The sequence below is a fragment of the Thermalbibacter longus genome, assembly GCF_023806485.1.
Classification (GTDB): domain Bacteria; phylum Chloroflexota; class Chloroflexia; order Thermomicrobiales; family Thermomicrobiaceae; genus Thermalbibacter; species Thermalbibacter longus.
Window position 1 is genome coordinate 18,569 of record NZ_JAMSLR010000013.1, and the last position, 22,520, is coordinate 41,088.

General features: G+C 67.8%; 20 protein-coding genes and 1 pseudogene. 17 read left to right on the forward strand and 4 right to left on the reverse strand.

What is annotated here, in order from left to right; all coding sequences use genetic code 11:
* Nucleotides 1–47: 47 nt before the first annotated feature.
* Nucleotides 48–281 (reverse strand): Lrp/AsnC family transcriptional regulator, encoded by a 234-nt coding sequence (locus tag NET02_RS14100; RefSeq protein WP_284058070.1) that lies wholly within the window; start codon nt 279–281, stop codon nt 48–50.
* 221 nt (nt 282–502) lie between these two features.
* Here NET02_RS14100 and NET02_RS14105 point away from each other — a divergent pair, with 221 nt between their 5' ends.
* The 16 genes and pseudogenes from NET02_RS14105 (at nt 503) to NET02_RS14175 (ending at nt 16,860) form a co-directional block, all read left to right on the forward strand.
* Nucleotides 503–1,294, forward strand: a complete 792-nt coding sequence (locus NET02_RS14105) for a sortase (RefSeq protein ID WP_284058071.1) — start codon at nt 503–505, stop codon at nt 1,292–1,294.
* A gap of 307 nt (nt 1,295–1,601) precedes the next feature.
* Nucleotides 1,602–3,308: a protein kinase domain-containing protein gene (locus NET02_RS14110; protein ID WP_284058072.1), complete on the forward strand. Its 1,707-nt coding sequence runs from the start codon at nt 1,602–1,604 to the stop codon at nt 3,306–3,308.
* A 238-nt stretch (nt 3,309–3,546) separates the two neighbouring features.
* Nucleotides 3,547–4,407 (forward strand): prolipoprotein diacylglyceryl transferase, encoded by an 861-nt coding sequence (locus NET02_RS14115; RefSeq protein ID WP_284058073.1) that lies wholly within the window; start codon nt 3,547–3,549, stop codon nt 4,405–4,407.
* Nucleotides 4,408–4,571: 164 nt separating this feature from the next.
* Nucleotides 4,572–6,227 carry a thiamine pyrophosphate-requiring protein gene (locus NET02_RS14120; RefSeq protein WP_284058074.1) on the forward strand — a complete coding sequence of 552 codons (1,656 nt, stop codon included), beginning with the start codon at nt 4,572–4,574 and terminating at the stop codon, nt 6,225–6,227.
* A gap of 556 nt (nt 6,228–6,783) precedes the next feature.
* Nucleotides 6,784–8,160 carry an ABC transporter substrate-binding protein gene (locus NET02_RS14125; RefSeq protein WP_284058075.1) on the forward strand — a complete coding sequence of 459 codons (1,377 nt, stop codon included), beginning with the start codon at nt 6,784–6,786 and terminating at the stop codon, nt 8,158–8,160.
* 144 nt (nt 8,161–8,304) lie between these two features.
* Complete coding sequence (locus tag NET02_RS14130; RefSeq protein WP_284058076.1) at nt 8,305–9,705, forward strand: aminomethyl transferase family protein; 1,401 nt, start codon at nt 8,305–8,307, stop codon at nt 9,703–9,705.
* A gap of 88 nt (nt 9,706–9,793) precedes the next feature.
* Entirely contained in the window at nt 9,794–9,919 is a 126-nt protein-coding gene (locus tag NET02_RS14135) for a hypothetical protein (protein ID WP_284058077.1), read from the forward strand.
* 18 nt (nt 9,920–9,937) lie between these two features.
* Complete coding sequence (locus NET02_RS14140; RefSeq protein ID WP_284058078.1) at nt 9,938–10,798, forward strand: branched-chain amino acid ABC transporter permease; 861 nt, start codon at nt 9,938–9,940, stop codon at nt 10,796–10,798.
* Nucleotides 10,799–10,816: 18 nt separating this feature from the next.
* Entirely contained in the window at nt 10,817–11,851 is a 1,035-nt protein-coding gene (locus tag NET02_RS14145; protein WP_284058079.1) for a branched-chain amino acid ABC transporter permease, read from the forward strand.
* A 73-nt stretch (nt 11,852–11,924) separates the two neighbouring features.
* Nucleotides 11,925–12,368: pseudogene (locus NET02_RS16705) on the forward strand (ATP-binding cassette domain-containing protein); the annotation flags it as partial.
* Between the two features lie 102 nt (nt 12,369–12,470).
* Nucleotides 12,471–12,617 carry an ABC transporter ATP-binding protein C-terminal domain-containing protein gene (locus NET02_RS16710; RefSeq protein WP_430981085.1) on the forward strand — a complete coding sequence of 49 codons (147 nt, stop codon included), beginning with the start codon at nt 12,471–12,473 and terminating at the stop codon, nt 12,615–12,617.
* Entirely contained in the window at nt 12,610–13,338 is a 729-nt protein-coding gene (locus NET02_RS14155; RefSeq protein ID WP_284058081.1) for an ABC transporter ATP-binding protein, read from the forward strand. The genes NET02_RS16710 and NET02_RS14155 overlap by 8 nt, the downstream gene beginning before the upstream one ends.
* 170 nt (nt 13,339–13,508) lie before the next feature.
* Nucleotides 13,509–14,450 (forward strand): DUF6282 family protein, encoded by a 942-nt coding sequence (locus NET02_RS14160; RefSeq protein ID WP_284058082.1) that lies wholly within the window; start codon nt 13,509–13,511, stop codon nt 14,448–14,450.
* A 2-nt stretch (nt 14,451–14,452) separates the two neighbouring features.
* Nucleotides 14,453–15,184, forward strand: a complete 732-nt coding sequence (locus tag NET02_RS14165; protein WP_284058083.1) for a PIG-L deacetylase family protein — start codon at nt 14,453–14,455, stop codon at nt 15,182–15,184.
* 17 nt (nt 15,185–15,201) lie between these two features.
* Complete coding sequence (locus NET02_RS14170) at nt 15,202–15,867, forward strand: 4-carboxy-4-hydroxy-2-oxoadipate aldolase/oxaloacetate decarboxylase (protein ID WP_284058084.1); 666 nt, start codon at nt 15,202–15,204, stop codon at nt 15,865–15,867.
* Nucleotides 15,868–15,891: 24 nt separating this feature from the next.
* Nucleotides 15,892–16,860: a catechol 2,3-dioxygenase gene (locus NET02_RS14175; protein ID WP_284058085.1), complete on the forward strand. Its 969-nt coding sequence runs from the start codon at nt 15,892–15,894 to the stop codon at nt 16,858–16,860.
* 193 nt (nt 16,861–17,053) lie between these two features.
* On the opposite strand, the gene fabF is transcribed toward NET02_RS14175, so the two are convergent.
* Nucleotides 17,054–18,292: a beta-ketoacyl-ACP synthase II gene (gene fabF, locus NET02_RS14180; RefSeq protein WP_284058086.1), complete on the reverse strand. Its 1,239-nt coding sequence runs from the start codon at nt 18,290–18,292 to the stop codon at nt 17,054–17,056.
* 119 nt (nt 18,293–18,411) lie between these two features.
* Nucleotides 18,412–19,362 carry an ACP S-malonyltransferase gene (gene fabD, locus NET02_RS14185; protein WP_284058087.1) on the reverse strand — a complete coding sequence of 317 codons (951 nt, stop codon included), beginning with the start codon at nt 19,360–19,362 and terminating at the stop codon, nt 18,412–18,414.
* 323 nt (nt 19,363–19,685) lie between these two features.
* Here fabD and NET02_RS14190 point away from each other — a divergent pair, with 323 nt between their 5' ends.
* Entirely contained in the window at nt 19,686–21,731 is a 2,046-nt protein-coding gene (locus NET02_RS14190; protein WP_284058088.1) for a PhoX family protein, read from the forward strand.
* Between the two features lie 54 nt (nt 21,732–21,785).
* Here the strand turns inward: NET02_RS14190 and NET02_RS14195 are convergent, their stop codons facing one another.
* Complete coding sequence (locus tag NET02_RS14195) at nt 21,786–22,484, reverse strand: queuosine precursor transporter (protein ID WP_347711049.1); 699 nt, start codon at nt 22,482–22,484, stop codon at nt 21,786–21,788.
* Between the last annotated feature and the right edge of the window lie 36 nt (nt 22,485–22,520).

Below are 22,520 nucleotides of genomic sequence, written 5' to 3' on the forward strand. Positions count from 1 at the left end.
CTCGTCGTTCCGGTGGATGGTGGAGTTGCCTCTTCAGCCGGGATGCGCTAACCGACGACCACGTGGGTGCTGGTCGCGGTCACCCCAGGGGTGGCGTGGATGTGCTCCATCACCAGCTTCCCCAGTTCCTCGGTCGTGGCCTGCTCGATGGCGACGACCACGTCGTAGTCGCCGGTCACGATGTCGGCGCTGCGCACCCCCGGAAGGTTCGCGAGCGCTTCTTTAACCGCCTTCGCTTTGCCGACCTCGGACTTGATCAAGACGTAGGCCCGCGCCGCCATGACTCTGCCTCCGGTCGCTGTGCTCGCCTCTGGAGGAGACTAGCATGATTATCGGAAAGAGCGATCGTCCAGGCAAGAGCGGCGCCAGCGAGTCCGATGCTGTCTCGCACACCCTTCGGGACTGACGGTGAAGCTGCGCCGGTACGTGCCGTCCGAAAGCTTCGGTATACTGGAGGCGATGCCGCAGTGTGCAGGCGCAGCCGTGCCTGGCCGGAGGTGGGATGGCCAGCGACCCGAACCCGATCAGACCTGTGCGACGCCGCTGGAGCGCCGGCAACCTCTTGATCGTCCTGGGAATCCTCTTCCTAGGCGCGGCCCTCGGTATGGCCGCATTCGAGCCCTCAGGCGCCAGCCGGCAGCCTCCGCCTGATCAGATCGCGACCCCGGGCGGCGGGGATGTCTCGCGCTGGCCGCCCCTAGTGCAAGCGCAGGAGCCTACCCCGATCCCCGCGCCGTCACCGACCCCGAGGGCTCGACCAACGCCATCCCCGGCCGGGACGCCCGAGACGGTCGTGCCGACGCCGAGCCCGACGCCGACGGCCACGCCCGTGCCGGATATGCCTCCACCGACCCGCATCCGCATCCCGTCTGTCGGGATCGATGCTCCGGTCGTCGAGGTCGGCTACGAGGTCGTCGAGATCAACGGCCAGCAGGTCATCCAGTGGCAAGTGGCGGACTACGCGGCCGGCCACCACAGCACGTCCGCCAGCCCGGGCGAAGGTGGCAATATCGTCATCTCCGGCCACAACGATTGGCGGGGCGAGGTCTTCCGCACGCTGGAGTTCGCCAAGCTCGGCGACGAGGTGATCCTCACGAGCGACGCCGGCGAGTTCACCTACCGGATCGTCGAGATCCACTATCGCAAGGAGGTCGGTGTCCCGCTCGAGGAGCGGATCGCAACCGGCCGGTTCCTCGATCCGATGCCCGAGGAGCGGGTGACGCTGGTCACCTGCTGGCCCTACGGTATAGACGATCACCGGATCATCGTCGTCGCCAAGCCAGTTCAGCCGTAGCGGATCATCTCCGGCCCCCGTTCAACCCCGCCGCAGATCTCCGCAAGAGACTCGCGCCGAGGTGAGGGCCGTCTGCCGGATGGCCGGGTGGTCTCTCCTCCACCTCCCGGTCTCCGCGCGCGCCGGAGCCCGCGGTTCACCGGAGAGCCGGGGCGAGGTGCCGAGATCGCTCTCACCTGTATGCGCGTGCCAGTGAGCCGGGGGAATCCCGAGCGGGCTCGTTGGGAAGTATCCAGTGCAGGTCGTACAATCCAGAACGTTGGACGAGTTGTCAAGCGCCGGTCTCTGAGTGTCGAGGAGAGGACGCTTGCCTCCAACGGGATCGAGAGTCATCGCCGGACGCTATCACCTACTCGAGCGGCTGGGCGATGGCAGCACCGCCACTACCTATTTGGCCGAGGACGATCTGCTCGGCCGTCGCGTGGCGGTCAAGCTCTTCCGATCGGAATACCTCGTCGACCCGCGCGACCGGGCCCGCTTCGAGCGGGAAGCGCGGGCCGCGGCGGCTGTCTCCCACCCGAACGTCGTCCAGGTCTTCGACGTCGGCCAGGAGGGCGACACGCGCTACCTGGTCATGGAGTGGGTCGACGGCACCGACCTCAAGCGCCTGATCCGCGAGCAGGCGCCGCTTCCGGCGGACGAGGCCGTCCGGATCGCGCTCGACCTGCTTCGCGGCCTGGCGGCGATCCACCGCGCGGGGATCGTCCACCGCGACGTCAAGCCCCAGAACGTGCTGATCGACCGTGCGGGACGGGCAAAGCTCGCCGATTTCGGCATCGCCCGCACCGCTCGCGACACCGGGTTGACCGAAACCGGCTCGGTGATCGGTACGGCGGCCTATATGGCGCCAGAGCAGGCGACTGGCCGGCCGGTCTCGCCGGCGACCGATCTCTACGCTGCAGGCGTGATCCTCTACGAGTTGCTCACCGGGCGGCTCCCCTTCAGCGGCGAGAACCCGCTGGAGGTGCTCTACCAGCACGTCCACGAGTCACCGGTTCCGCCGCGCCGCCACAACCCGGCTATCTCTCCGGCGCTGGAGGCGGTGGTGCTCCGGGCCCTGGCCAAGAGCCCAGAGGAGCGGTTCCGCTCAGCCGAGGCGATGGCCGCGGCGCTGGAAGCCGCCGTCGCCGCGCCGCAGAAGGTGCCGCTGGGGAGCGCGCTCGCGTCCCCGCTCTCGCGCCGCGGGCGGGGGCGTGCCCTCGTCCAACCATCCCAGCGTGCCGCCGGGCGCTCCGGCTGGCAGCCGGTTCTGATGGCCGGTGGGGTCACCGTGCTGGCCTTAATCCTTGTGCTGGCGCTTACCCTGGCTTCGTCCGGCGGTGGGAACCCGGAGACGACACCGACGCCAGACGCGGTGCCCACCGCGACTGTCCAGGCGAGTGCGCCGGAGCCGACTCAGACACCGACGGCGACGCCGGCGCCGACTGCCACGCCGACGCCACAACCAACTCCCACCCCAGCGCCGACGGCCACGCCGACGCCGACGCCGGCACCCACCGCAACCCCGACCCCTGAGCCTCAACCACCGGCGACCATCGTGTTACCGCCCGAGATCAGGCGATTCCTCCAGGAACTCGACAAAGAGCTGGACAGGCGGGAGTTCAACCCCAAGGATCTCGAGGGCGCCTACGTGCCGGAGCGTGACGGAGATCGGGATCTTCCAAGAGATCTAAGGGACGTGGCCCTGCTGTTCGGGGAGCCGAGCGGTTTCCAAACCGGCACGGTGGCCACCGAGGTCGATAATGCCCAGGGGCCGCTCGTCGTCGAGATCGAGGGCCGGAGCGCCGAGGGGACACCGTTCCAGCTCCTGGTCAATGGGGTAATCGTCTGGGAGGGGGAGGCTCCCTTCTCGGATCGCCGCTGGGAGCAGACCGTCTTCTCGATCCCCACCGTCCCACCTGGTTCTGAGGGGACGCTCGTGGTTGCGCTCCGGAATGCCAGCCCAGAGGGGGAAGTCGCCGAGGAGCCCTGGCTGGCTGTGCGGTCGCTCGCGCTCTACGTCCGGGCTGATTGAGCGCCTGGTGAGTGCCGGGATGCGGTTCGGCGCGGAGGTAGCCCGTCTCTCCATTCAGCAGAGCGATAGACCTGGCTGCTGCCTTGCCGCTCGTACACAGGCGATCGCCGCTTGTACTCCCCAGCGGAGCGGTCGCCGGCGCGGGAGCAGTCGCTGCTCCGAGGGGTGTGTTACGCTGGTGACGCGGCGTGGCTGGTGAACGCGCCGGTGCGTGCTCGCGGACCGGGGAGGCGCGGAGGTGTTCGAGATCACGATCGGGATCGATCCGAATATCGCCCAGGTCGGGCCGTTCCTGCTGACCTGGCATGGACTGTTCACCGCGCTCGCGATCCTGGCCGCGCTGCCGATCGCCCACCACGAGCTGCGCCGACGTGGCCTGGAACTCCCGAACTTCGACACTTTCGCGTTCTTCACCGTGATCGGCGGGATCATCGGTGCCCGGCTCTTCTACGTTCTGGATCACCCCGAGCTGTTCGCCGACGACCCCCTCCGGGTTCTGGCTGTGCAGGAGGGTGGCCTGGCGATCTACGGGGCGGTCTTCGGCGGCTTCGTCACCGTGTTCCTGCTCTCCCGGATCTACGGACAACCCTTCGGCGTGCTGGCCGATTCGATCATTCCTGGGCTGCTCCTTGCCCAGGCTATCGGGAGGATCGGCTGCGTGATCAACGGCGACGCCTGGGGCGGGCCCTGCACCTGCCTCGCCTGCTCAGGCGCGCGGGCCGCGGTCCCGGGGGGCGGTGGCCTAGGCTACTGTCCCTTCGCCTTCACCTACACCCATCCTGACGCGATCATTCCCCACGACCTGCTCGGCGTGCCGACCCACCCCTACCCGGTCTACGACATCGCCGTCAACCTGCTGGTGCTCGCGGTCGTCTGGCGACTGCGCGGTCGCTCGTTGCCCTCCGGCGCGCTCTTCGCGCTCGCGGCGGTGCTCTACGCCGTGGGCCGGTTCTTCATCAGCTTCGTGCGGCAGGAGCGTGTCTGGTTCTGGGGGCTTCAGCAGGCGCAGGTCGTCGCGATCGTCGCCGGGCTCGCTGCCCTGATCGCCCTGATCTGGCTGCTGCGCCGGCCGTCCCCAGTGACCACCCCGGCTGCCTAGTCGGGCGCGTCGGTTGCCCAGGAGGCGCGAGGCGCCTCGACCACCCTACCTTTGCCTTGTGCCCCTTGCGGAACTGGCTTACCCTTGCCCTGCATGGCACGGCTCCACGAGCGATGGCGCGAGGACGGCTCGGGTGAGCCGCTTGAATCAGGAGAGGTGGTTGCATGCAGGTCGCCGACGCTGTGGCAGAGATCCTCAAGCGCGAGGGCGTAGAGTTCCTCTTCGGGTACCCGGTCAACCCGATCATCGAGGCTGCAGCGCGGGCCGATATCCGGACGATCATCGTGCGCCAGGAGCGAACCGGTATCCACATGGCCGATGCCGTTAGCCGGGTGACCTCCGGCGAGCGGATCGGCGTCTTCGCGATGCAGCACGGGCCAGGCACCGAGAACTCGTTCGGCGGCGTGGCCCAGGCCTATGGCGACTCGGTGCCGATCGTGGTTCTCCCGGCCGGCTATCCCCGCCGGCTCACCAACATCTCGCCCAACTTCAACGCGTTCCTGAACTACCAGCACATCACCAAGTGGGCCGAGCAGGTGGTCGTAGCGGCAGCCGTGCCCGATGCCCTGCGGCGTGCCTTTACCCAGGCTCGGAACGGCCGGCCACGGCCAGCACTGGTCGAGATCCCGACAGACCTCTTCGCCGAGGAGGTGCCCGAGCCGCTCAGCTACCGCCCGGCGCCGCGGCTGCGCACGGCGCCGGATCCTCAGGCAGTCGAGGAGGTGGCGCGCGTGCTGTTGGCGGCCGAGCGGCCAGTCATCTACGCCGGCCAGGGAGTCCACTACGCGCGCGCCTGGGGTGCCCTGCGGGAACTAGCCGAGCTGCTGGAGGCCCCAGTGACCACGAGCCTCCAGGGGAAGAGCGCCTTCCCGGAAGATCACCCGCTCTCGCTCGGTTCGGGCGGCCGGGCCATCCCGAAGACCGTGCACCACTTCCTGCAGCGAGCCGACGTGATCTTCGGCATCGGGTGCAGCTTCGCAACGACGAACTACGGAGTCACGATCCCGGCTGGCAAGACGATCGTGCACGCGACGCTGGACCCGGCCGATATCAACAAAGACGTGCCAGCCGACTACGCGCTGCTGGGCGATGCCGGCCTCACGCTGGAGGCGCTGGTCGAGGCGGTGCGCGACCTGCTCAGCGGTCGGCCACGCGGCCGCGCGGAGACGGTGGCCGCCGAGATCCGCGCGGTGAGGGAGGAATGGCTGCGATCGTGGATGCCCCGGCTCACGTCCGATGAGAAGCCGCTCTCTCCTTACCGGGTCATCTGGGATCTGATGCGCACGGTGGACGTCGCCAACACGATCATCACCCACGACGCCGGCAGCCCGCGGGATCAGCTCTCGCCGTTCTGGGTGTGCCGGGAGCCGCTGACCTATATCGGGTGGGGCAAGACGACGCAGCTCGGCTACGGGTTAGGCCTGGCGCTGGGAGCCAAGCTTGCCCGGCCGGAGAAGCTCTGCATCAACATCTGGGGTGACGCGGCGATTGGCTTCACTGGCATGGACTTCGAGACAGCCGTACGGGAGCGTATCCCGATCCTCTCGGTGCTGCTGAACAACTTCTCGATGGCGATCGAGCTGCCGGTGATGCCCGTGGCCACGGAGAAATACCGGGCGACCGATATCAGCGGCAACTATGCCGAGTTCGCGCGGGCGCTGGGGGGCTACGGCGAGCGGGTGACCGAGCCCGGCGAGATCGTTCCGGCGATCCAGCGCGCGCTACGCCAGGTCGAGGACGGCACGCCTGCCCTGCTCGAGTTCATCACTGCGAAGGAGATCACGTTTTCGATGTTCCCTGATCCCGCAGCGTCTTCCTGAGGGTGCTGCCACTCACGAAATGGATTCGATGCCACCTGCCTCGAAGGCGGATGGTATGCGTCCTCTCTCCGATCTGTTCGCAGCTCTGCTGGGGCTACGGTGATTCCCATCGCATGACTGGATCTGTGTGAGTGCGCTTATGGTTTGTATCCAGTGGCGGAGCGATTGGCCAGTTCTCTATGAGCGTCTGCATTGGAAAGCAGAAATTGTTCATCTATGCTGAACAGGCTACTTGCTCGCGTCGATGTTCGCCAATACCCTGGAGCCAGTGCAGGTAGGTGGGGAACCGGGTTGGGTAGCGCTTGCCTCCTATGCCTGGTTCGCCTATTGGGCGTGTCCTTCATAGAGATGCCGAGCACGTATTGTGGCGCTCTGCGCTCCCGAGGCTTTCGTGCGTACGATCCACCAGGCAATAAGAAGGATGTCGCGACGGCTCGGCATAACCCTGCTGTGGGCAGTGGATCCGCCCTGCGGGAAGAGGGGGTGAGCTGCGGGTCGATCGGCATCGTCCGTCCGGGGCGTGTTATGGTGAGTGTAGAGAGGAGTTGTGACAGGAATGGCACGAGGACGTGAGGAGGCGATGAACATGCTCGAACGACGACTGAGCCGGCGCGCGATGCTTCGCGTCTTCGGTGGGGGGCTCGCAACGAGCGTGCTGTTGAGCGCCTGCCGCGGGGAACAGACTCCGACCACAGCCCCTGCGGCTACGCCCACAAGCGCGCCGGCTGCGACTCCTACGGCAGCGGCCACGCCGACCGGTGCGGCGGGTGCCGCGACCCCCACAACTGCCCCAGCCGCCGCTACGCCCACGGTCAGCGCTGAGCCGATCCGGCTGGGCATTCTTCTCGACCTGTCGGGCCCAGCGGCCCCCAACGGCGAGGGCAACCTCCGCGGGCTGCAGCTTGCTCTCGAGCAAGCTGGCATGACGGTCGCCGGGCGAACGATTCAAACCTTCGTCGAAGACTCCGCCAGCCAGCCCGAGCAAGCGCTCACGAAGGCGCGGCAGCTCGTCGAGCGTGACCGCGTGCACCTGCTGGCTGGCATTACCCTGAGTAACCAGGCTGCTGCGCTGAAAGACTATCTCGTGCAGAACGAGTTACCCACGATTGTCACGAACGCTGGCCTGCAGGCCCTGACGCGCGATCCGGCCATGCGGAGCCCGTACATCTTCCGCGTCGCCATTACCAACGGCCAGCAGGATGCCCCGATGGCATCGTACGCATACAACACTCTCGGATACCAGCGAGTGGCCGTCACGGCAGCCGACTACGCTGCGGGGCACGAGCACGTCGCCGCGTTCCGAAGCGCATTCGAGAAGGCTGGCGGGCAGATCGTCGATGAAGTGTATGCTCCGTTCGGGACGCAGGATTTCGGACCCTACCTGCAACGGCTCGGCCAGCTCGTTGGCCAGGTCGATGCCATCTACGCCTTCCACGGCACGAGTACCGACGCGATCCGGTTCATCGTGCAGTACCAGGAGTTCGGGCTCAAGGACCAGATCCCGCTGGTTCCGTCAGGGGAGAACCTCGATCAATCGCTGCTCTCGGAGATGGGCGACGCTGCCCTGGATCTGATGGGCGGTCTGGCCTACACGGCGTTCTTCGAAAGCCCGGAGAATCAAGCCTTCGTGGAAGCGTTCCAGGCCAAGCACAACAGTCTCCCCGGAAAGGTCGCCTATAGCGGCTATCTCGGAGGGCTGGTCATCCTAGAAGCGCTCGAGAGCATCGATGGGCAGGTCGAGGATAAGCAAGGCCTGCTCCAGGCGCTGAAGCAGGTACAGATTACCGGGCCGGCGGGCGAGTTTCGGTTCCATCCGGAGTCGCAGGGAGCAGTGGTGACGATTTTCATCTGCCGCGTCGAGCAGGTCGAAGGTGGACAGCTCGGGAACGTGGTTGTCGAGCAGGTACCCAATGTCGATGACCTGTCGTTCTAGGTGCCCGCGTGGTCCTCGAGACGACGCGGTGCGGGATGCCGGAAGGCTGAGCTGCCCCCGGGAGTTGACGGGCTTCACGGTCTCCGTCTTCGGCCTTCCTGAGCGCGACAGCGATCGGTACGTGTCTCGTAGGAGGATCGAGCGATGAGCGCTTCGCCGGTGAACAACCTGCAGCAGATCATCGACCAGGGGCCGAACATCGTCGAACGCCTGTACAACAACCCGGTCGGCGCGCGCGTCTACCCGGTCGTGCCCCCGGAGTTCTCCAACTGGCGCGATGAGCAGCACTCCTGGCGGGAGACCGTCTGCCTCTTCGACCTCTCCTATCACATGACGGATCTCTTCCTGCGTGGCCCGGATGCCTTCGGGCTCCTGGAGCGGCTGGCGATCAATAGCTTCGCCAAGTTCTCTCCGGGGCAGGCCAAGCAGCTCATCTGCGTGACGCCCGATGGCTACCTGATCGGCGACGGCATCCTGTTCTACCTCGAGGACGGGACGTTCCAGATCGTTGGTCGCCCGTCGCTCCATAACTGGGTGCAATATCACGCGGCAACCAGCGGCGCGGCCGTGCAGTGGGAGCGCGACGAGTGGTCGGTGGCTGATCCCCACCGGCCGCGCAAGACCTACCGGTTCCAGATCCAGGGGCCGAACGCCATGCCGCTCCTGGAGCGACTGCTGGGAGGACCGCCACCGGAGCTGCCGTTCTTCCACTTCACGCGGGTGACGATCGCCGGTCGCCAGGTCGGGATGCTGCACCACGGGATGGCGGGCGCGCCAGGGGCCGAGTTCTTCGGTCCCTTCGAGGACGGCCAGGCGGTGAAGGCGGCGATTCTGGAAGCGGGCCGGGATCTCGGTTTGCGCCAGGTCGGCTCGCGTGCCTACGCGACGAACGGCCTCGAGTCCGGCTGGATTCCCAACCCGCTCCCGGCGATCTATACCGGTGAGGAGCTGCGACCGTACCGCGAGTGGCTGCCGGCGACGGCGTACGAGGCGGCTGGCTCGCTGGGAGGAAGCTTCCTCTCCGAGGACATCAGCGCCTACTACCTGACGCCCTGGGACCTCGGGTACGGGCGGCTCGTGAAGTTCGACCACGATTTCGTGGGCCGCGCCGCACTCGAGCGGATGAAGCAGGGACCGCATCGCAAGAAGGTGACGCTGGTCTGGGATCCGGACGACGTGGCTCGGGTGATCGGGAGCCTCTATATGAGGCCGAAGGGCGAGCGCTACAAGTACCTCGACCTGCCACTCGGGCAGTACGCTACCTGGATGTACGACGCGGTCTTGAACGATCGTGGCGAGGTGGTAGGCTTCGCGATGTGGACCGGGTACACCTCGAACGAGGGGGCAGAGCTCTCGCTCGCGACGGTGCGGGAAGAGTATGCGCAGCCTGGCACGCGGCTGACCCTCGTGTGGGGCGAGCCGAACGGCGGCTCGCGCAAGCCCTCTGTCGAGCGACACGTGCAGACTGAGATCCGGGTCACAGTCGGCCCGGCACCCTACTCGGAGGCCGCGCGGCGCTACCGCGAGACGGTCACGCGCCACTGAGGGCCAGGGGCCGAACCTGAACGCTTCACCCCTGGTCGCTCGCCGCGCAGGCCGCGAGCGGTCGCGCTCCGAGAGGAGGGAGTGAGGCGTGCACGAGCGACGACTGAGCCGGCGTTTGGAACAGTTGCCGAACGGCAGTTACGGCACTCTCGTGATCGATATGCTCGGCAAGATGGACCATTCGGTGTACGGGCTGCGAGGTGGGCGAAGCTGACGGTGGTGGGAGGATAGCGTGCCGCTCAACACGGCGAGCGTCGTCATCGGCTTGTCGTATGCCAGCCTGCTCTTCCTGGTGGCGGTGGGGCTGTCGGTTGTCTTCGGGCTGATGCGCTTCGTCAACCTGGCCACTGGGTCGCTCTACCTGATCGGTGGGTACCTGGCCTGGACGATCGCCGGGGAGCTGGGGAGCTTCTGGCTGGCGCTGCTCGGCGGCGCGCTCGGCGCGCTGGCGGTCGGGGTAGTGATCGAGCGGGGCTTTCTCGAGCGGCTGCATCGCAACGAGCTCTTGCAGGTGTGCCTCACGCTCGGCGTCGCCTACGTGGTGCAGGACGTGACGCGCTGGATCTGGGGTGGCGACCCGCTGCGGCTGCGGCCGCCGGAGTCCTTGCGCGGCTCGATCTTGCTGCTGGGCTCCATCGTGCCGACCTATCGCGTCGCTCTCATCGTGGCTGGGGTGGTGCTGGCTGGCCTGGTCTGGTACCTGCTGGAGCGCACCAAGTGGGGCGCCTATGTCCGGGCGGGGGTGGATGACCTGGAGATGCTCGAGTGCCTGGGGATCAACGGGCGGCGGGTGTTCGCGATCGTCTTCGCGCTGGGCGCGCTGCTGTGCGGACTGGGCGGGGCGCTGGGGACCCCGGTCACTGGGGTGGCGCCGGGGGCGGACATCCAGATTCTGCTGATGGCGCTGATCGTGGTGGTGCTGGGCGGGCTGGGCTCGGTCTCCGGGGCGGTGGTGGCAAGCGTGGTGGTCGGGTTGGTCGATAGCATGGTGCGCACCTACTGGCCGGAGGCCTCGTTCTTTGCGGTGTGGGTGCTGGCGGCGCTGGTGCTGGCCGTGCGGCCACAGGGGCTTTTGGGCCGGGTGACCGCGTAGGGCAGGAAGGGTATGCCGATGGAGCAGATGAGCCGGCTGAGGCAGCGATGGCAGCTCCTCGCCTACGTGGTCGCCGTCGCGGCGCTGCTCCTGGCGCCGGCGGTGCTGTCGACCTATCCACTGAGCGTGCTGACCGAGATCCTGATCTTCGGGCTCTTCGCCATGTCGCTCAACCTGCTTTTGGGCTATACCGGGCTGCCGACCCTGGGGCATTCGGCCTTCTTCGGCGCCGGCGGGTACGTCGTGGGCTTGCTCGCCAAGTACTACCAGGTGCCCCTGGGGCCGGCGCTGCTACTGGCCATCCTCGCGGGCGTGGTCCTGGCGCTGGTGACGGGGCCGATCGTGCTGCGGACGAGCGGGGCCTACTTCCTGATGCTGACCCTCTCGCTCACTCAGGTGCTGTTCGGGGTCGTCTGGCTGGCGCGGGGGGTGACTGGGGGCGATGACGGGTTGCCAGGCATTCCGACGCCGCAGCTCGCGTTCCTGGCTGGGTCGCTGGAGCCGACAGCGAACTTCTACTACCTGGCGCTGGCCATCGTGGTGGTCGCAATCGCGAGCATGGCCTGGGTGGTGCGCTCGTCATTCGGGCTGGCGCTGCTGGCCATTCGGGAGAACGAGCGGGTGGTGGAAGGGTTGGGATACCCGACCTGGCTGGTGAAGTACGCGGTCTACGCGCTGGCCGGTGGGTACGGGGCGCTGGCCGGGGCGCTCTACACCTTCTTCAAGGGCTACGTCGGGCCGGGCCAGTTGAGCTGGCTGGTGGCGGGGGAAGGGCTGGTGATGACGATCGTCGGCGGCGCGGGCACTTTCTGGGGCCCGATGGTAGGGGCAGCGGTGGTGCTGCTCCTGCGCTACGAGGTGAGCACCTTCACCCAGCGCTGGTTGCTGATTCTCGGATTGATCTTCATTGCCACTGTCGTCCTCATGCCCCGCGGCATCGTGCGGCTACCTGAGCGGCTGCGCGAAGTGCGGGCTCGGGTGCGCCGGGAGGAGCTGCTGGAGCCGGTGGCGGGGGAGCGGCAGCCGGCCGAGCAGGTCGTGGAGCGGTCGTAGCATGGCTGAAACGGCGCTGCAGCTCGAGCACATTACCAAGACGATCGGCGGGCTCACGATCCTCGATGACGTGTCGCTCACGGTGATGCCGGGGGAGCGGCGGGCGGTGATCGGCCCGAACGGGGCCGGCAAGACGACGCTGCTCAACGTGATTGCTGGCTTTCTCCCCCCGAGCCGGGGGCGGGTGGTCGTGTTCGGGCGTGACGTGACGCGATTGCCGGCGCACCGGCGGGTCGATGTTGGGCTGTTGAAGACGAACCAGCAACCGGCCGTCTTTCGCGAGCTGACAGTCCGGCAGAACATCCTGCTGGCGCTGCTGCGCGGCCGTCACCCGCTGCTGGGGCTGACGGCGCTCGTGAGTCTCGATCGCGAGGTCCAGCGGCAGGCCGAGGACGTGCTGGAGGAGTGGGACCTGCTGGCAGTGGCAGACGACGAGGTGCGGCACCTGCCGCACGGGTACCAGCGGCGGGTGGAGCTAGCGGCGCGCTTTGCGATGCAGCCGCGGCTGCTGTTGCTCGACGAGCCGGCGGCAGGGCTGGCGGCCGAGGAGATACCGGGCTTCATCGAGCGGCTGCGCCGGCTCCCGCGCGAGGTGACCGTGGTGCTGGTGGAGCACAGCATGCGGGTGGTGTTCGCCTTTGCCGATCGGGTGACCGTGCTGCACCACGGGGCGGTGCTGGCCGACGGTACGCCTGAGGCGGTGCAGCAGGACGAGCGGGTGCAGGAGGCGTACCTCTCGGGCGCGATGCGGAGGGGTCATGCTTGAGCTGCACGAGGTCTACGGCGGCTACGGGGACGGGCTGGTGCTGAACGGCCTGTCGCTGAGCGTGGGCGAGGGGCAGGTGGTGGCGCTGCTGGGGCGGAACGGGGCTGGCAAGACGACCACGATGCGGGCCGTCTTCGGGCTGCTGCCGCGCCTGGCGGGCAGGATCACGCTGCGGGGGGAGTCGCTGCGGGGGCTGGCTCCGTACGCCGTGGCGGCGCGCGGAGTGGCGCTGGTGCCGCAGGGGCGCCGGATCTTCCCCTCGCTGACGGTAACCGAGAATCTGCTGATCGGCGTGCGGCCGCCGCGTGGGGAGCAGCGGGTGCGCTGGACCCTGGAGGAGATCTACCGGTTGTTCCCCATCCTGCGGGAGCGAGGGAACCTGCGGGGCACGCTGCTGAGCGGGGGAGAGCAGCAGATGCTGACGATTGCCCGCTCGCTGCTGACGCAGCCGCTGGTCCTGCTGTGCGATGAGCCGTCGGAAGGGCTGGCGCCGGTGATGGTGCAGCGGGTGGCTGAGATCCTGCACCGGCTCAAGGAGGCCGGGCTCTCGATCCTGCTGGCGGAGCAGAACCTGGACCTGGCGCTGTCGGTAGCGGACGTGGCCTACATCCTCGAAGAGGGCCGGGTCATCTGGCAGGGCACCGCCGAGGAGTTGCTGGCCGACACGCACGTGCAGGCAACCTATCTGGGGCTTCGCGTCGAGGCGAGCGAAGGCGCCTGAACTCGGCTGCCCGCGCGGGCGGGCATGCCTGGCAGGTTCAGGAATTCGGCCGGCCCGGAATTCCAGAGGCGACTTTCTCTTCACACGTGGGTGGTACAGGGAGGCCATTCGATCGCCCGAGGCGAGAGATGCGGGATGGCACGGCGGTGGAGCAGGGAGCGGAGCTGGGTATGTCGGAGCAGCGAGCGAGAGAGCATCCCGTCCCTTCGGCGCGAGCCCGTGAGCTCGTCCGTGGGGCGTACGACCTTCACGTCCACTCGGGACCGGACGTCATGCGGCGGCGCATCGACGACCTCGAGCTCGCGGGCCGGTTCCGCGAGCTGGGCCTGGCTGGCTACGTCATCAAGTCGCACTACGTGCCGACGGCCGAGCGGGCGGCGGTCGTCCGCCGTGCCGTGCCGGGCGTCCGCGTGCTGGGCTCGATCACCCTCAACGCAGCCGTCGGCGGGCTGAATCCGCTGGCGGTCGAGATCGCGGCGCGCGAAGGGGCGCGCATCGTCTGGCTTCCGACGGTCGATTCGGTCAACGAGCGCCGGCACCACGCATCGGACCAGGCAGCGGACGCGACGAAGCTTCCCTACTGGGCCCGCCTGCAGCGCGAGATGCGCGCTGCAGGGTTCGAGTCCGAGCCGGTTGAGGTCGTCGACCAGGATGGGCGGGCGCTGCCCCTGCTGCGGCAGGTGCTCCGGGTGGTGGCGCGCCACGACATGGTGCTCGCCACCGGTCATCTCGGTCGCGATGAGATCTTCGCGGCCGTCGCCGCCGCGCGCGAGGAAGGGGTGCGCCACATCGTCGTGACGCATCCGGACTTCCCTAGCCAGGCGCTGCCGGTCGGAGATCAGATCGAGCTGGCGCAGCAAGGCGCGATCCTCGAGCACTGCTTCACTCCGGTCTACACTGGCAAAGTCTCCTGGGAGACCATGTTCGAGCATATCCGGGCGGTCGGTCCAACCTCGGTCGTGCTCAGCAGCGACCTCGGCCAGCCGGATAACCCGCCAGTGGAAGACGGCCTCGCGCTGATGGTCGATCGCCTGCTCGAAGCAGGCTTCAGCGAAGACGAGATCCACACGATGGCGGTCCGCAATACGGTGCGATTGGCAGGTGAGGCGTGACGATGAGCGGCATACAGCGTCTCCTCGTGGTCGGTGCGCATGCGGCCGACTTCGTCTGGCGTGCCTCGGGGGTGATCGCGCTGGCGACGGAGCGCGGCGCGCAGGCGACGGTGCTTGCCCTCTCTTACGGCGAGCGGGGCGAGTCGGGCGAGCTCTGGAAGGAACCCGGACAGACGGTGGAGCGGGTCAAGCGCATTCGCCACGAGCAGGGGGAGCAGGCGGCGAAGATCGTCGGCGCCGAGTTTCGCTGTCTCGACCTTGGCGATTACCCGCTGGAGGTAGGCCGCGAGGCATTGGACCAGCTCGCCCAGGTGATCCGCGATCTCGCGCCCGATGTCATCATCACTCATACCGCGGTGGACCCCTTCAACCCTGATCACCCCGTGACTCACGACGCGGTGATGAAAGCGCGGCTGCTCGCCTCTGGTGCTGGCGTCGCGAGCGCATTCGAGACGGTCAAGCCGCCAGTCATCTACCTCTTCGAGCCCCACCAGCCGGAGCTCTGCGGCTTCGTGCCCAACGCGTTCGTCGACATTACCCCGGTCTACGAGAAGAAGCTCGAGGCGATGCGCGCTGTCGGCTCGCAGCAGTACTTGCAGAAGTACTACGCCGAGCTGGCCGAGCGGCGCGGCAACCACGCTCGCCGCATCTCCGGCAACGGCGCCGTGCGCTACGCCGAGGCGTTCCAGCGCGTCACTCCGCTGGTCTCGAGTGACCTTATCGGGCACGGATGAGCCGAAAGGAGCAGGCGATGCACCAGATGGACGAAGCCGGGCGCGCCGCGCTCGAACGAGCCTGCGCGGAGCTGGCCGAGCTAGGCGTGGCGACCGTCTACGAGGCCTCCGGCCGCCAGGGCTTGATCGATATCCCGCTGCAGCCGCTGAGCCCCGGCAGCCGGGTCGCCGGGCCGGCGCTCACCGTGCTGTGCGGGCAGGGCGACAACCTGATGGTGCACGCGGTGATGGAGCGCGTCTACCCGGGCGCCGTGCTCGTCATCACGATGCCCGAGCCCGAGCCGGTGGCACTGGTGGGCGAGCTGCTCGCCATCCAGGCCAAAGTTCGCGGGGCGGCCGCGCTGCTGGTGGACGCGGCGGTGCGGGACGTGGACGAGCTGCGTCGGATGGGGTTGCCGGTGTGGGCGCGATTCGTGCGAGTGCGCGGAGCGGCCAAGGACGCGGTGGGCGCGATCGACGTGCCGGTCACGGTCGGCGGTGCGCGGATCGAGCCAGGCGACGTGGTCGTGCTCGACGATGACGGCGCGGTCGTCGTCGCGCGGGCGCGCCTCGAGCAGGTGCTGGACGCCTCCCGGGCCCGGGCCGAGCGGGAGGCCAGGCTCCGGGAAGAGCTGCTTGCCGGAAAGCTCTCCTACGACCTGCACGGGTTGCGAGCGGTCGTCGAGTCGCGAGCGCGGCCGTAGTCGAGAGACAGGAGACGGGTCACAATGCAGGACGTTCGTTTCTGGAGCGGAGAGCCCTGCTTCGATATCGCGCACCTGGCGCACGTGGAGCTCTTGACCCCCGCGCTCGACGAGAGCGTCCGCTTCTTCGTCGATATCCTGGGGATGACGGTGAGCGCGCGGCGCGGCAACTCGGTCTACCTGCGAGGGTGGGATGACTATGCCCATCACACGCTGAAGCTCACGGCCGGGCCGGTGGCTGCCATGGAGCACTTCGCCTTTCGGACGAGCTCGCCTGAGGCGCTAGAGCGGCGCGTCGCGGCTCTGGAGCGGAGTGGCCTGGGACTGGGGTGGATCGAGGGCGACGAGGGGCACGGCCCCGCCTACCGCTTCCGCACGCCCGACGGCCACATCGTGGAAGTGCTCTGGGAGGTCGACTGGTACCAGCCCACGCCCGAGACGCGGCCGGCGCTGAAGAACCAGGCTTCGCGCTTCCCTGCCCGAGGCTGCAATGTGCGCCGGCTCGACCACATCAACCTGTTCGCCGTCGACGTGCGGGCCAGCCGCCTCGCCCTGCAGGACTATCTGGGACTGCGGCTGACCGAAATCATCATCTTCGATGACGGTTCGGAGAAGGGCTCCTGGGTCACCTCCAACAACAAGGGATACGAGGTCGCGATCACCGAGGACGCGACCGGCACTCCCGGCCGGTTCCATCACGTCTGCTACGCGGTCGATACGCGGGAGGAGGTGCTGCGGGCAGCCGACATCATGCTGGAGTCCGGCGTGCGCATCGAGTACGGGCCGCACAAGCACGCAATCCAGCAGACCGTGTTCCTGTACGTCTACGAGCCGGGTGGGCACCGGGTGGAGATCGGCTGCCCCGGAGCGCGGCTGGTTCTGGCGCCCGACTGGAAGCCGGTGGTGTGGAGCCAGGAGGAGCGCAAGCGCGGGCAGGCCTGGGGCTTGCCCACCGTGGCCACCTTCCACACCTACGGCACGCCGCCGGTGTGAGGCAATTCGCGTCTTACCGGGAGCTAGTCAGGTCGCTCCAAGCGGGAGACGTATGCGCTGCTTTCTCCCCCGCTCTCCCCTTCGTGTATCCCTGTCCTGTGCGTACGGGCAGAGGGCCTGAGCTACGGGCGACAAGCGGTGACCGCCGCAGACGGGATCGCGGCTGCGGGCCGCGGCCGGCAGGGCGAAGCGCTCAGTCCTCGTAGCGGCGGAAAACGGCGACGGCATTCTGGCCGCCGAAGCCGAAGGCGTTGGCGATAGCCGCGTTCACTCTCATCCGGCGCGCGACGTTCGGCACGTAATCGAGGTCGCACTCCGGGTCCGGGTTCTCCAGGTTGATCGTCGGTGGCACGATGTTATCGCGGATCGCCAGCGCGCACACCACGCCGGACACCGCGCCGGCTGCCCCCACCAGGTGGCCGATCATGCTCTTGGGCGAGCTGATCGCCACCCGGTAGGCGTGCTCGCCGAAGGTCGTCTTGATCGCCACCGTCTCGGAGACGTCGTTCAGCGGGGTCGAGGTGCCATGCGCGCAGATGTAGTCGATCTCGTCCGGCCGCGTGCGCGCGTCCGCAAGCGCCAGCTCCATCGCTCGGGCCGCGCCGGCCCCATTGGGCGCTGGGGCGCTGATGTGGAAGGCATCGCCGGTGACCGCGCCGCCGATCAGCTCACAGTAGATGCGGGCATCGCGTCGCCGGGCGTGCTCTTCCGTCTCGAGCACCATCACCGCGCAGCCCTCGCCGAAGACGAAGCCGTCCCGGTCGCGGTCGAAGGGCCGGCTGGCCTTCTGTGGCTGGTCGTTGCGCCGGGAGAGCGCGCCCATGTTGGCGAAGGCGGTCACGGCGACCGGCTCCAGTCCCGCTTCAGTGCCGCCGGCGATCATGACGTCGATCTCACCGAGCCGGAGCATGCGCAGGGCATCGACGAACGCCTGGGTGCCGGCGGCGCAGGCGGCCACCGAGGCCATGATCGGCCCGGTGATCCCGTAGACGATCGAGATCTGGCAGGCCCCCATATTGGGCGCGAACATGGGCACGAAGAACGGGCTGACCCGGCTGGGCCCGCGCTGGTAGAAGTTGAGAACCTCGCGTACCATGCTGTGGATGCCGCCACCGCCAGTGTTGAGCATAACGCCGATCCGCTGGGCGTTCTCCGGCGTGATCGCCAGACCAGCATCCTGGATGGCTTGCCCAGCCGCGGCGACGGCGAACTGCGCGAAGCGGTCCATGCGGCGGGCGGCTTTGAAGTCCATGAAGTCCTTCGGGTCGAACCCCTTTACCTCCGCAGCGATCTGCACCTCGAGGTCGCTCGGATCGAAGCTGGAGATGCGGTCGATACCGGATTCGCCGTTCAACAGCCGTGACCAGAATGTCTCGATGTCCAGACCCAGCGGGGTGATCACGCCGAGCCCGGTGACAACGACGCGATGCACGCCTCATCCTCCCGCCGGAACCCGGTCGGCCGGGCTCCAGCCCTTGCGGGACTCCTGCCCCCTGTGAGTCTTGCGCATGCCGGGTACCGGAGACCCGGTACCCGGCTGGCTCATCGGCGCTATGGCTCGAAACCGAAATCCCGCACCGAGTAGGCCTCAACGTCCTGGCGGATCTTGCGCACCAGCCCGGTTAGCACCTGTCCCGGTCCCACCTCGAGGAAGGCGGTCGTGCCCCGGTTCGCCATCTCTCGTACCGCGTCGGTCCACTGCACCGGCGAGACGACCTGCTGCGCCAGCTCGTGCCGGATCTCCTCGACCGTCGACAGGATCTTGCCAGTAATGTTGGCGACGATCGGGATCTCCGGCTCGCGGAGCGGGACACGGGCCAGCAGCTCGCTCAACGCGTGGGCTACCCGCTCCATCAACGGCGAGTGCGAGGCGATCGTCACGCCGAGGCGGACGACGCGTTTCGCCCCCCGCTCCTGGGCCAGCTCCATGGCCCGTCGCAGCGCCGCCTCCTCGCCGGAGATCACGAGCTGCCCGGGACAGTTGTCGTTCGCCACGACGACCAGCCCGAGCTCGCTCGCCTCCTGGCACACCTGCTCGAGTGCCGCGCGGTCCAACCCGATGACGGCTGCCATTCCACCAGGCCGCTCCTGGCCGCTCTCCTTCATGAGCCGGCCACGCTCCCGCACTAGCGCTAGCGCGTCCTCGAAGCTCAACACGCCGGCCGCCACCAGCGCGGTGAATTCGCCCAGGCTGTGCCCGGCAACGAAGGCCGGCTGGATGGTATGCCCCAGTTCGCGGAGGCGCTCTCGGAGTGCCTCCAGATAGGCCAGGCTGACGGTCAGGATTGCCGGTTGGGCGTTGAACGTGTCCGCCAGCTCATCGGCCGGGCCTTTGAAGCAGAGCTGGGACAGCGGGAAGCGCAAGATCTCATCAGCCTGGTTGAAGATACGCCGCGCAGCGGACGAGACCTCGTGGATCCGCTGGCCCATGCCCACGTGCTGGCTCCCCTGTCCGGGGAAAATCAAGGCTAATCGCTTGCCGACGAGCGTCGAGAGCTCCATGGACGGTGACTTCTCCCCTTCCCCAGACGGCCAGCGCTCGCACTGCCGCCGTATCTTACCAGTTTGCAGCCACTGGTGGGAGAAATCCGAGCGCGGTAGCTCGCACGCGGCGAGCGAAGTCACTCGCGGGGCCGCCGTGCGGCCTGGGATAGGGCCGCGCGTGAGGCCAGCGCAGCCTCTGGTTGCGAATGGGGAGACGAGATCGTCTCACCGGGCCGCGGGGTTCAAGAATTGTTCACCACCCCGGTGCTCGAGGCTGCTACAGGTACACCAGGTGCGCCGCTGCTGGCTGGGTTGTTTCCGGATGGGAGGTCGTGCGACCGATGACCGAGACCAGGGTCAATCGCTCACGCCGCTCTACGCTGATGCTCCTGCCGCTGCGCCGGGCTCTTCAGACCTGCCGGTGGGCATGTGGGTCAAAGTGTTTTCAACAGCCGGTCAATCCGAGCGACAATCCGACCTTCGAATCGATCTTGCAGCGACGGCTTGACCGGCGCGTCCTGCTCAAGGGCGCGGCGCTGAGCGCCTCGTTCCTGGTAGCCGGCTCGACCCCGCTCGCCCGGCTCAGCGCCGGAGAGGTCGCCGCGCGGGGAGCTTCTCTCGGCTTCGATCCGATCTCGCTCAATACCGAAGACCGGGTGACTGTCCCGGAGGGGTATCAGTCTCAGGTACTGATTCGCTGGGGGGATCCGCTCACGTCGACTGCTCCTGCCTTCCAGCTCGATGCCCAGCGTGCCGCTGCCCAGGCCGAGCAGTTCGGCTACAACTGCGACTTCGTGGGCTTCTTCCCGCTGCCGAGGTGGGGTGCCCGCGTATCGACCATGGGACTGCTCGCGGTCAACCACGAGTACACGAACCCCGAATTGATGTTCCCGGATTACGTGGCGGGGAACCCGACGCAGGAGCAGGTCGCCATCGAGCTCGCGGCCCACGGGGTGAGCATCGTCGAGGTACGACGCCGGCGGCGAGGTGCCATCCCGTTCGTGCCCAGTGGTGAAGCCGGGGTGGAGCGGTGGACATACGTCGTGGGATCGGCGTACAACCGGCGCATCACCGCGGAGACGTCCATGGAGATCACCGGGCCTGCCAAGGGGCATCCCTGGCTCCGCACCTCCGACGACCCCAGCGGCGTCACCGTACGTGGCACGCTGAACAACTGCGCGGGAGGGAAGACGCCCTGGGGCACGCTCCTCACCTGCGAGGAGAACTTCCACCAATACTTCGCCAATCTGGACGCACTACCGGACGACGACCCGCGCAAGGCCGCGCACGCGCGCTACGGGCTGCCAGCGGGAGCGACGGAGCGGCGGTGGGAGCTGTATCATGCGCGCTTCGACCTGGCTCGGGAGCCGAACGAGCCCTTCCGCTTCGGCTGGGTCGTCGAGATCGACCCGTACGACCCGAGCTCGACGCCGCGCAAGCGTACAGCGCTGGGGCGCTTCAAGCATGAAGGCGCGACGGTCGTGGTGAACGGCGATGGCCGCGTGGTCGTCTATTCGGGAGACGACGAGCGGTTCGAGTATATCTACAAGTTCGTCAGTTCCGGGCGGTTCGATCCGCGCTCGCGCGAGGCGAACTTCGACCTGCTCGACGAGGGAACCCTGTACGTCGCGAGGTTCAACGACGATGGCACTGGGGAGTGGTTGCCGCTGGTACACGGCGCGGGGCCGTTAACCGCCGAGAACGGATTCGCCTCCCAGGCAGACGTGCTCATCAATACGCGCGGGGCCGCTGATCTGCTCGGGGCGAACAAGATGGATCGCCCTGAGGATATCGAGGTTAACCCGGTCAACGGCAAGGTCTACTGTGTGCTGACGAACAACACGCGGCGGCAGCCGGACCAGGTGAATGCCGCGAACCCGCGCCCGAACAACAAGCATGGGCACATCATCGAGCTGACTGAAGACGGCAATGACTACGCGGCGACGACGTTCACCTGGGAGATCTTCATGCTCTGCGGCGACCCGGCGAATCCCGATGACCAGGCCTACTTCGCCGGGTTCGATCCCAGCCTGGTGAGCCCGATCTCCTCGCCGGACAACATCACCTTCGACCGCGCGGGCAATCTCTGGATCGCCACCGATGGCCAGCCGGGGACGTTCCGAAAGAACGACGGCATCTTCGTGGTGCCAGTGGAGGGGCCGGAGCGGGGCTACCTGCGGCAGTTCCTGAGTGGCCCCCGTGGCGCCGAGATCTGCGGGCCCGAGTTCACGCCGAACGGCGCCGGGCTCTTCTGTGCCGTGCAGCACCCCGGTGAGGGCGGCACGTTCGCCCAGCCGGCGAGCACCTGGCCCGATGGCATCGCGCCGCCGCGGCCGAGCGTGGTCGTCGTCACCAGGGAGCACGGGCGCCCGGTTATCGGCAGCTAGGCGAGCTCTCGCTTGCCTGGCTAACGCCGTAGCGTGCGCTGGGAAGTCTGCGCGCTACTCCAGCCGGAAGGGGGAGAGGCTGACACCGTAGTCGTAGGTGTCAACGCCCTCGGCGCGCTTCAGCGCGTTCACGACCGCATAGGTGAGCGGGGTAGCCAGCGCCTCGTAAGCCGATTTGACCAGCCAGGCCGTGACGATGGTGCGGAGGAGGTCGGCGCCGGCGATGGTGCCGATGAACGCGACGGTGACGAAGACCAGCGAGTCGAGTCCCTGCCCCACCAGCGTGGAGCCGATGGTGCGGGTCCAGAGCCAGCGGCCCTGGGTCAGCAGCTTCATCCGCGAGAGGACGGCGGCGTTGGCGAACTCGCCGACGAGGTAGGCCAGGAACGAGGCGGCCAGCAGGCGCGGCGTGTAGCCCAGGATGCGCTCGTAGGCGGCTTGCCCGTCCCAGAAGGCAGCCGGCGGCAGGTACTGGGTGACGGTGATCGCGATGACCGCCAGCAGGTTGCAGGCGAACCCGAGCCAGATGATCAGCCGCGCCCGGCGGTAGCCGTAGACCTCAGTCAAGATGTCGCCGAAGATGTAGCTCAAGGGGAACACTGTCACCGTGCCGGCCGGGACGACCAGCCCGCCGATATCGACGATTTTCACCGCCACGATGTTGGAGGTGATCAGCGCGGTGACGAAGAGCGCGGCGACGGCCACGAACCAGCGGCTGTAGCCGGGAGCGGGGCCAGAGCCGGGTAGCGTCACGCGCTCGTCGACGTGTCTCGACCGGAGCGGCCCGCG

What these genes read in the sequence shown, in the direction of transcription:
- NET02_RS14145 (WP_284058079.1), top strand. Translation starts at nt 10,817, where the DNA reads ATGGAGCAGATGAGCCGGCTGAGGCAGCGATGGCAGCTCCTCGCCTAC.
- NET02_RS14125 (WP_284058075.1), top strand. Translation starts at nt 6,784, where the DNA reads ATGGCACGAGGACGTGAGGAGGCGATGAACATGCTCGAACGACGACTG.
- NET02_RS16710 (WP_430981085.1), top strand. Translation starts at nt 12,471, where the DNA reads ATGCGGGTGGTGTTCGCCTTTGCCGATCGGGTGACCGTGCTGCACCAC.
- NET02_RS14190 (WP_284058088.1), top strand. Translation starts at nt 19,686, where the DNA reads ATGACCGAGACCAGGGTCAATCGCTCACGCCGCTCTACGCTGATGCTC.
- NET02_RS14170 (WP_284058084.1), top strand. Translation starts at nt 15,202, where the DNA reads ATGCACCAGATGGACGAAGCCGGGCGCGCCGCGCTCGAACGAGCCTGC.
- fabD (WP_284058087.1), bottom strand. Translation starts at nt 19,362, where the DNA reads ATGGAGCTCTCGACGCTCGTCGGCAAGCGATTAGCCTTGATTTTCCCC.
- NET02_RS14105 (WP_284058071.1), top strand. Translation starts at nt 503, where the DNA reads ATGGCCAGCGACCCGAACCCGATCAGACCTGTGCGACGCCGCTGGAGC.
- NET02_RS14175 (WP_284058085.1), top strand. Translation starts at nt 15,892, where the DNA reads ATGCAGGACGTTCGTTTCTGGAGCGGAGAGCCCTGCTTCGATATCGCG.
- NET02_RS14165 (WP_284058083.1), top strand. Translation starts at nt 14,453, where the DNA reads ATGAGCGGCATACAGCGTCTCCTCGTGGTCGGTGCGCATGCGGCCGAC.
- NET02_RS14130 (WP_284058076.1), top strand. Translation starts at nt 8,305, where the DNA reads ATGAGCGCTTCGCCGGTGAACAACCTGCAGCAGATCATCGACCAGGGG.
- NET02_RS14155 (WP_284058081.1), top strand. Translation starts at nt 12,610, where the DNA reads ATGCTTGAGCTGCACGAGGTCTACGGCGGCTACGGGGACGGGCTGGTG.
- NET02_RS14120 (WP_284058074.1), top strand. Translation starts at nt 4,572, where the DNA reads ATGCAGGTCGCCGACGCTGTGGCAGAGATCCTCAAGCGCGAGGGCGTA.
- NET02_RS14160 (WP_284058082.1), top strand. Translation starts at nt 13,509, where the DNA reads ATGTCGGAGCAGCGAGCGAGAGAGCATCCCGTCCCTTCGGCGCGAGCC.
- NET02_RS14100 (WP_284058070.1), bottom strand. Translation starts at nt 281, where the DNA reads ATGGCGGCGCGGGCCTACGTCTTGATCAAGTCCGAGGTCGGCAAAGCG.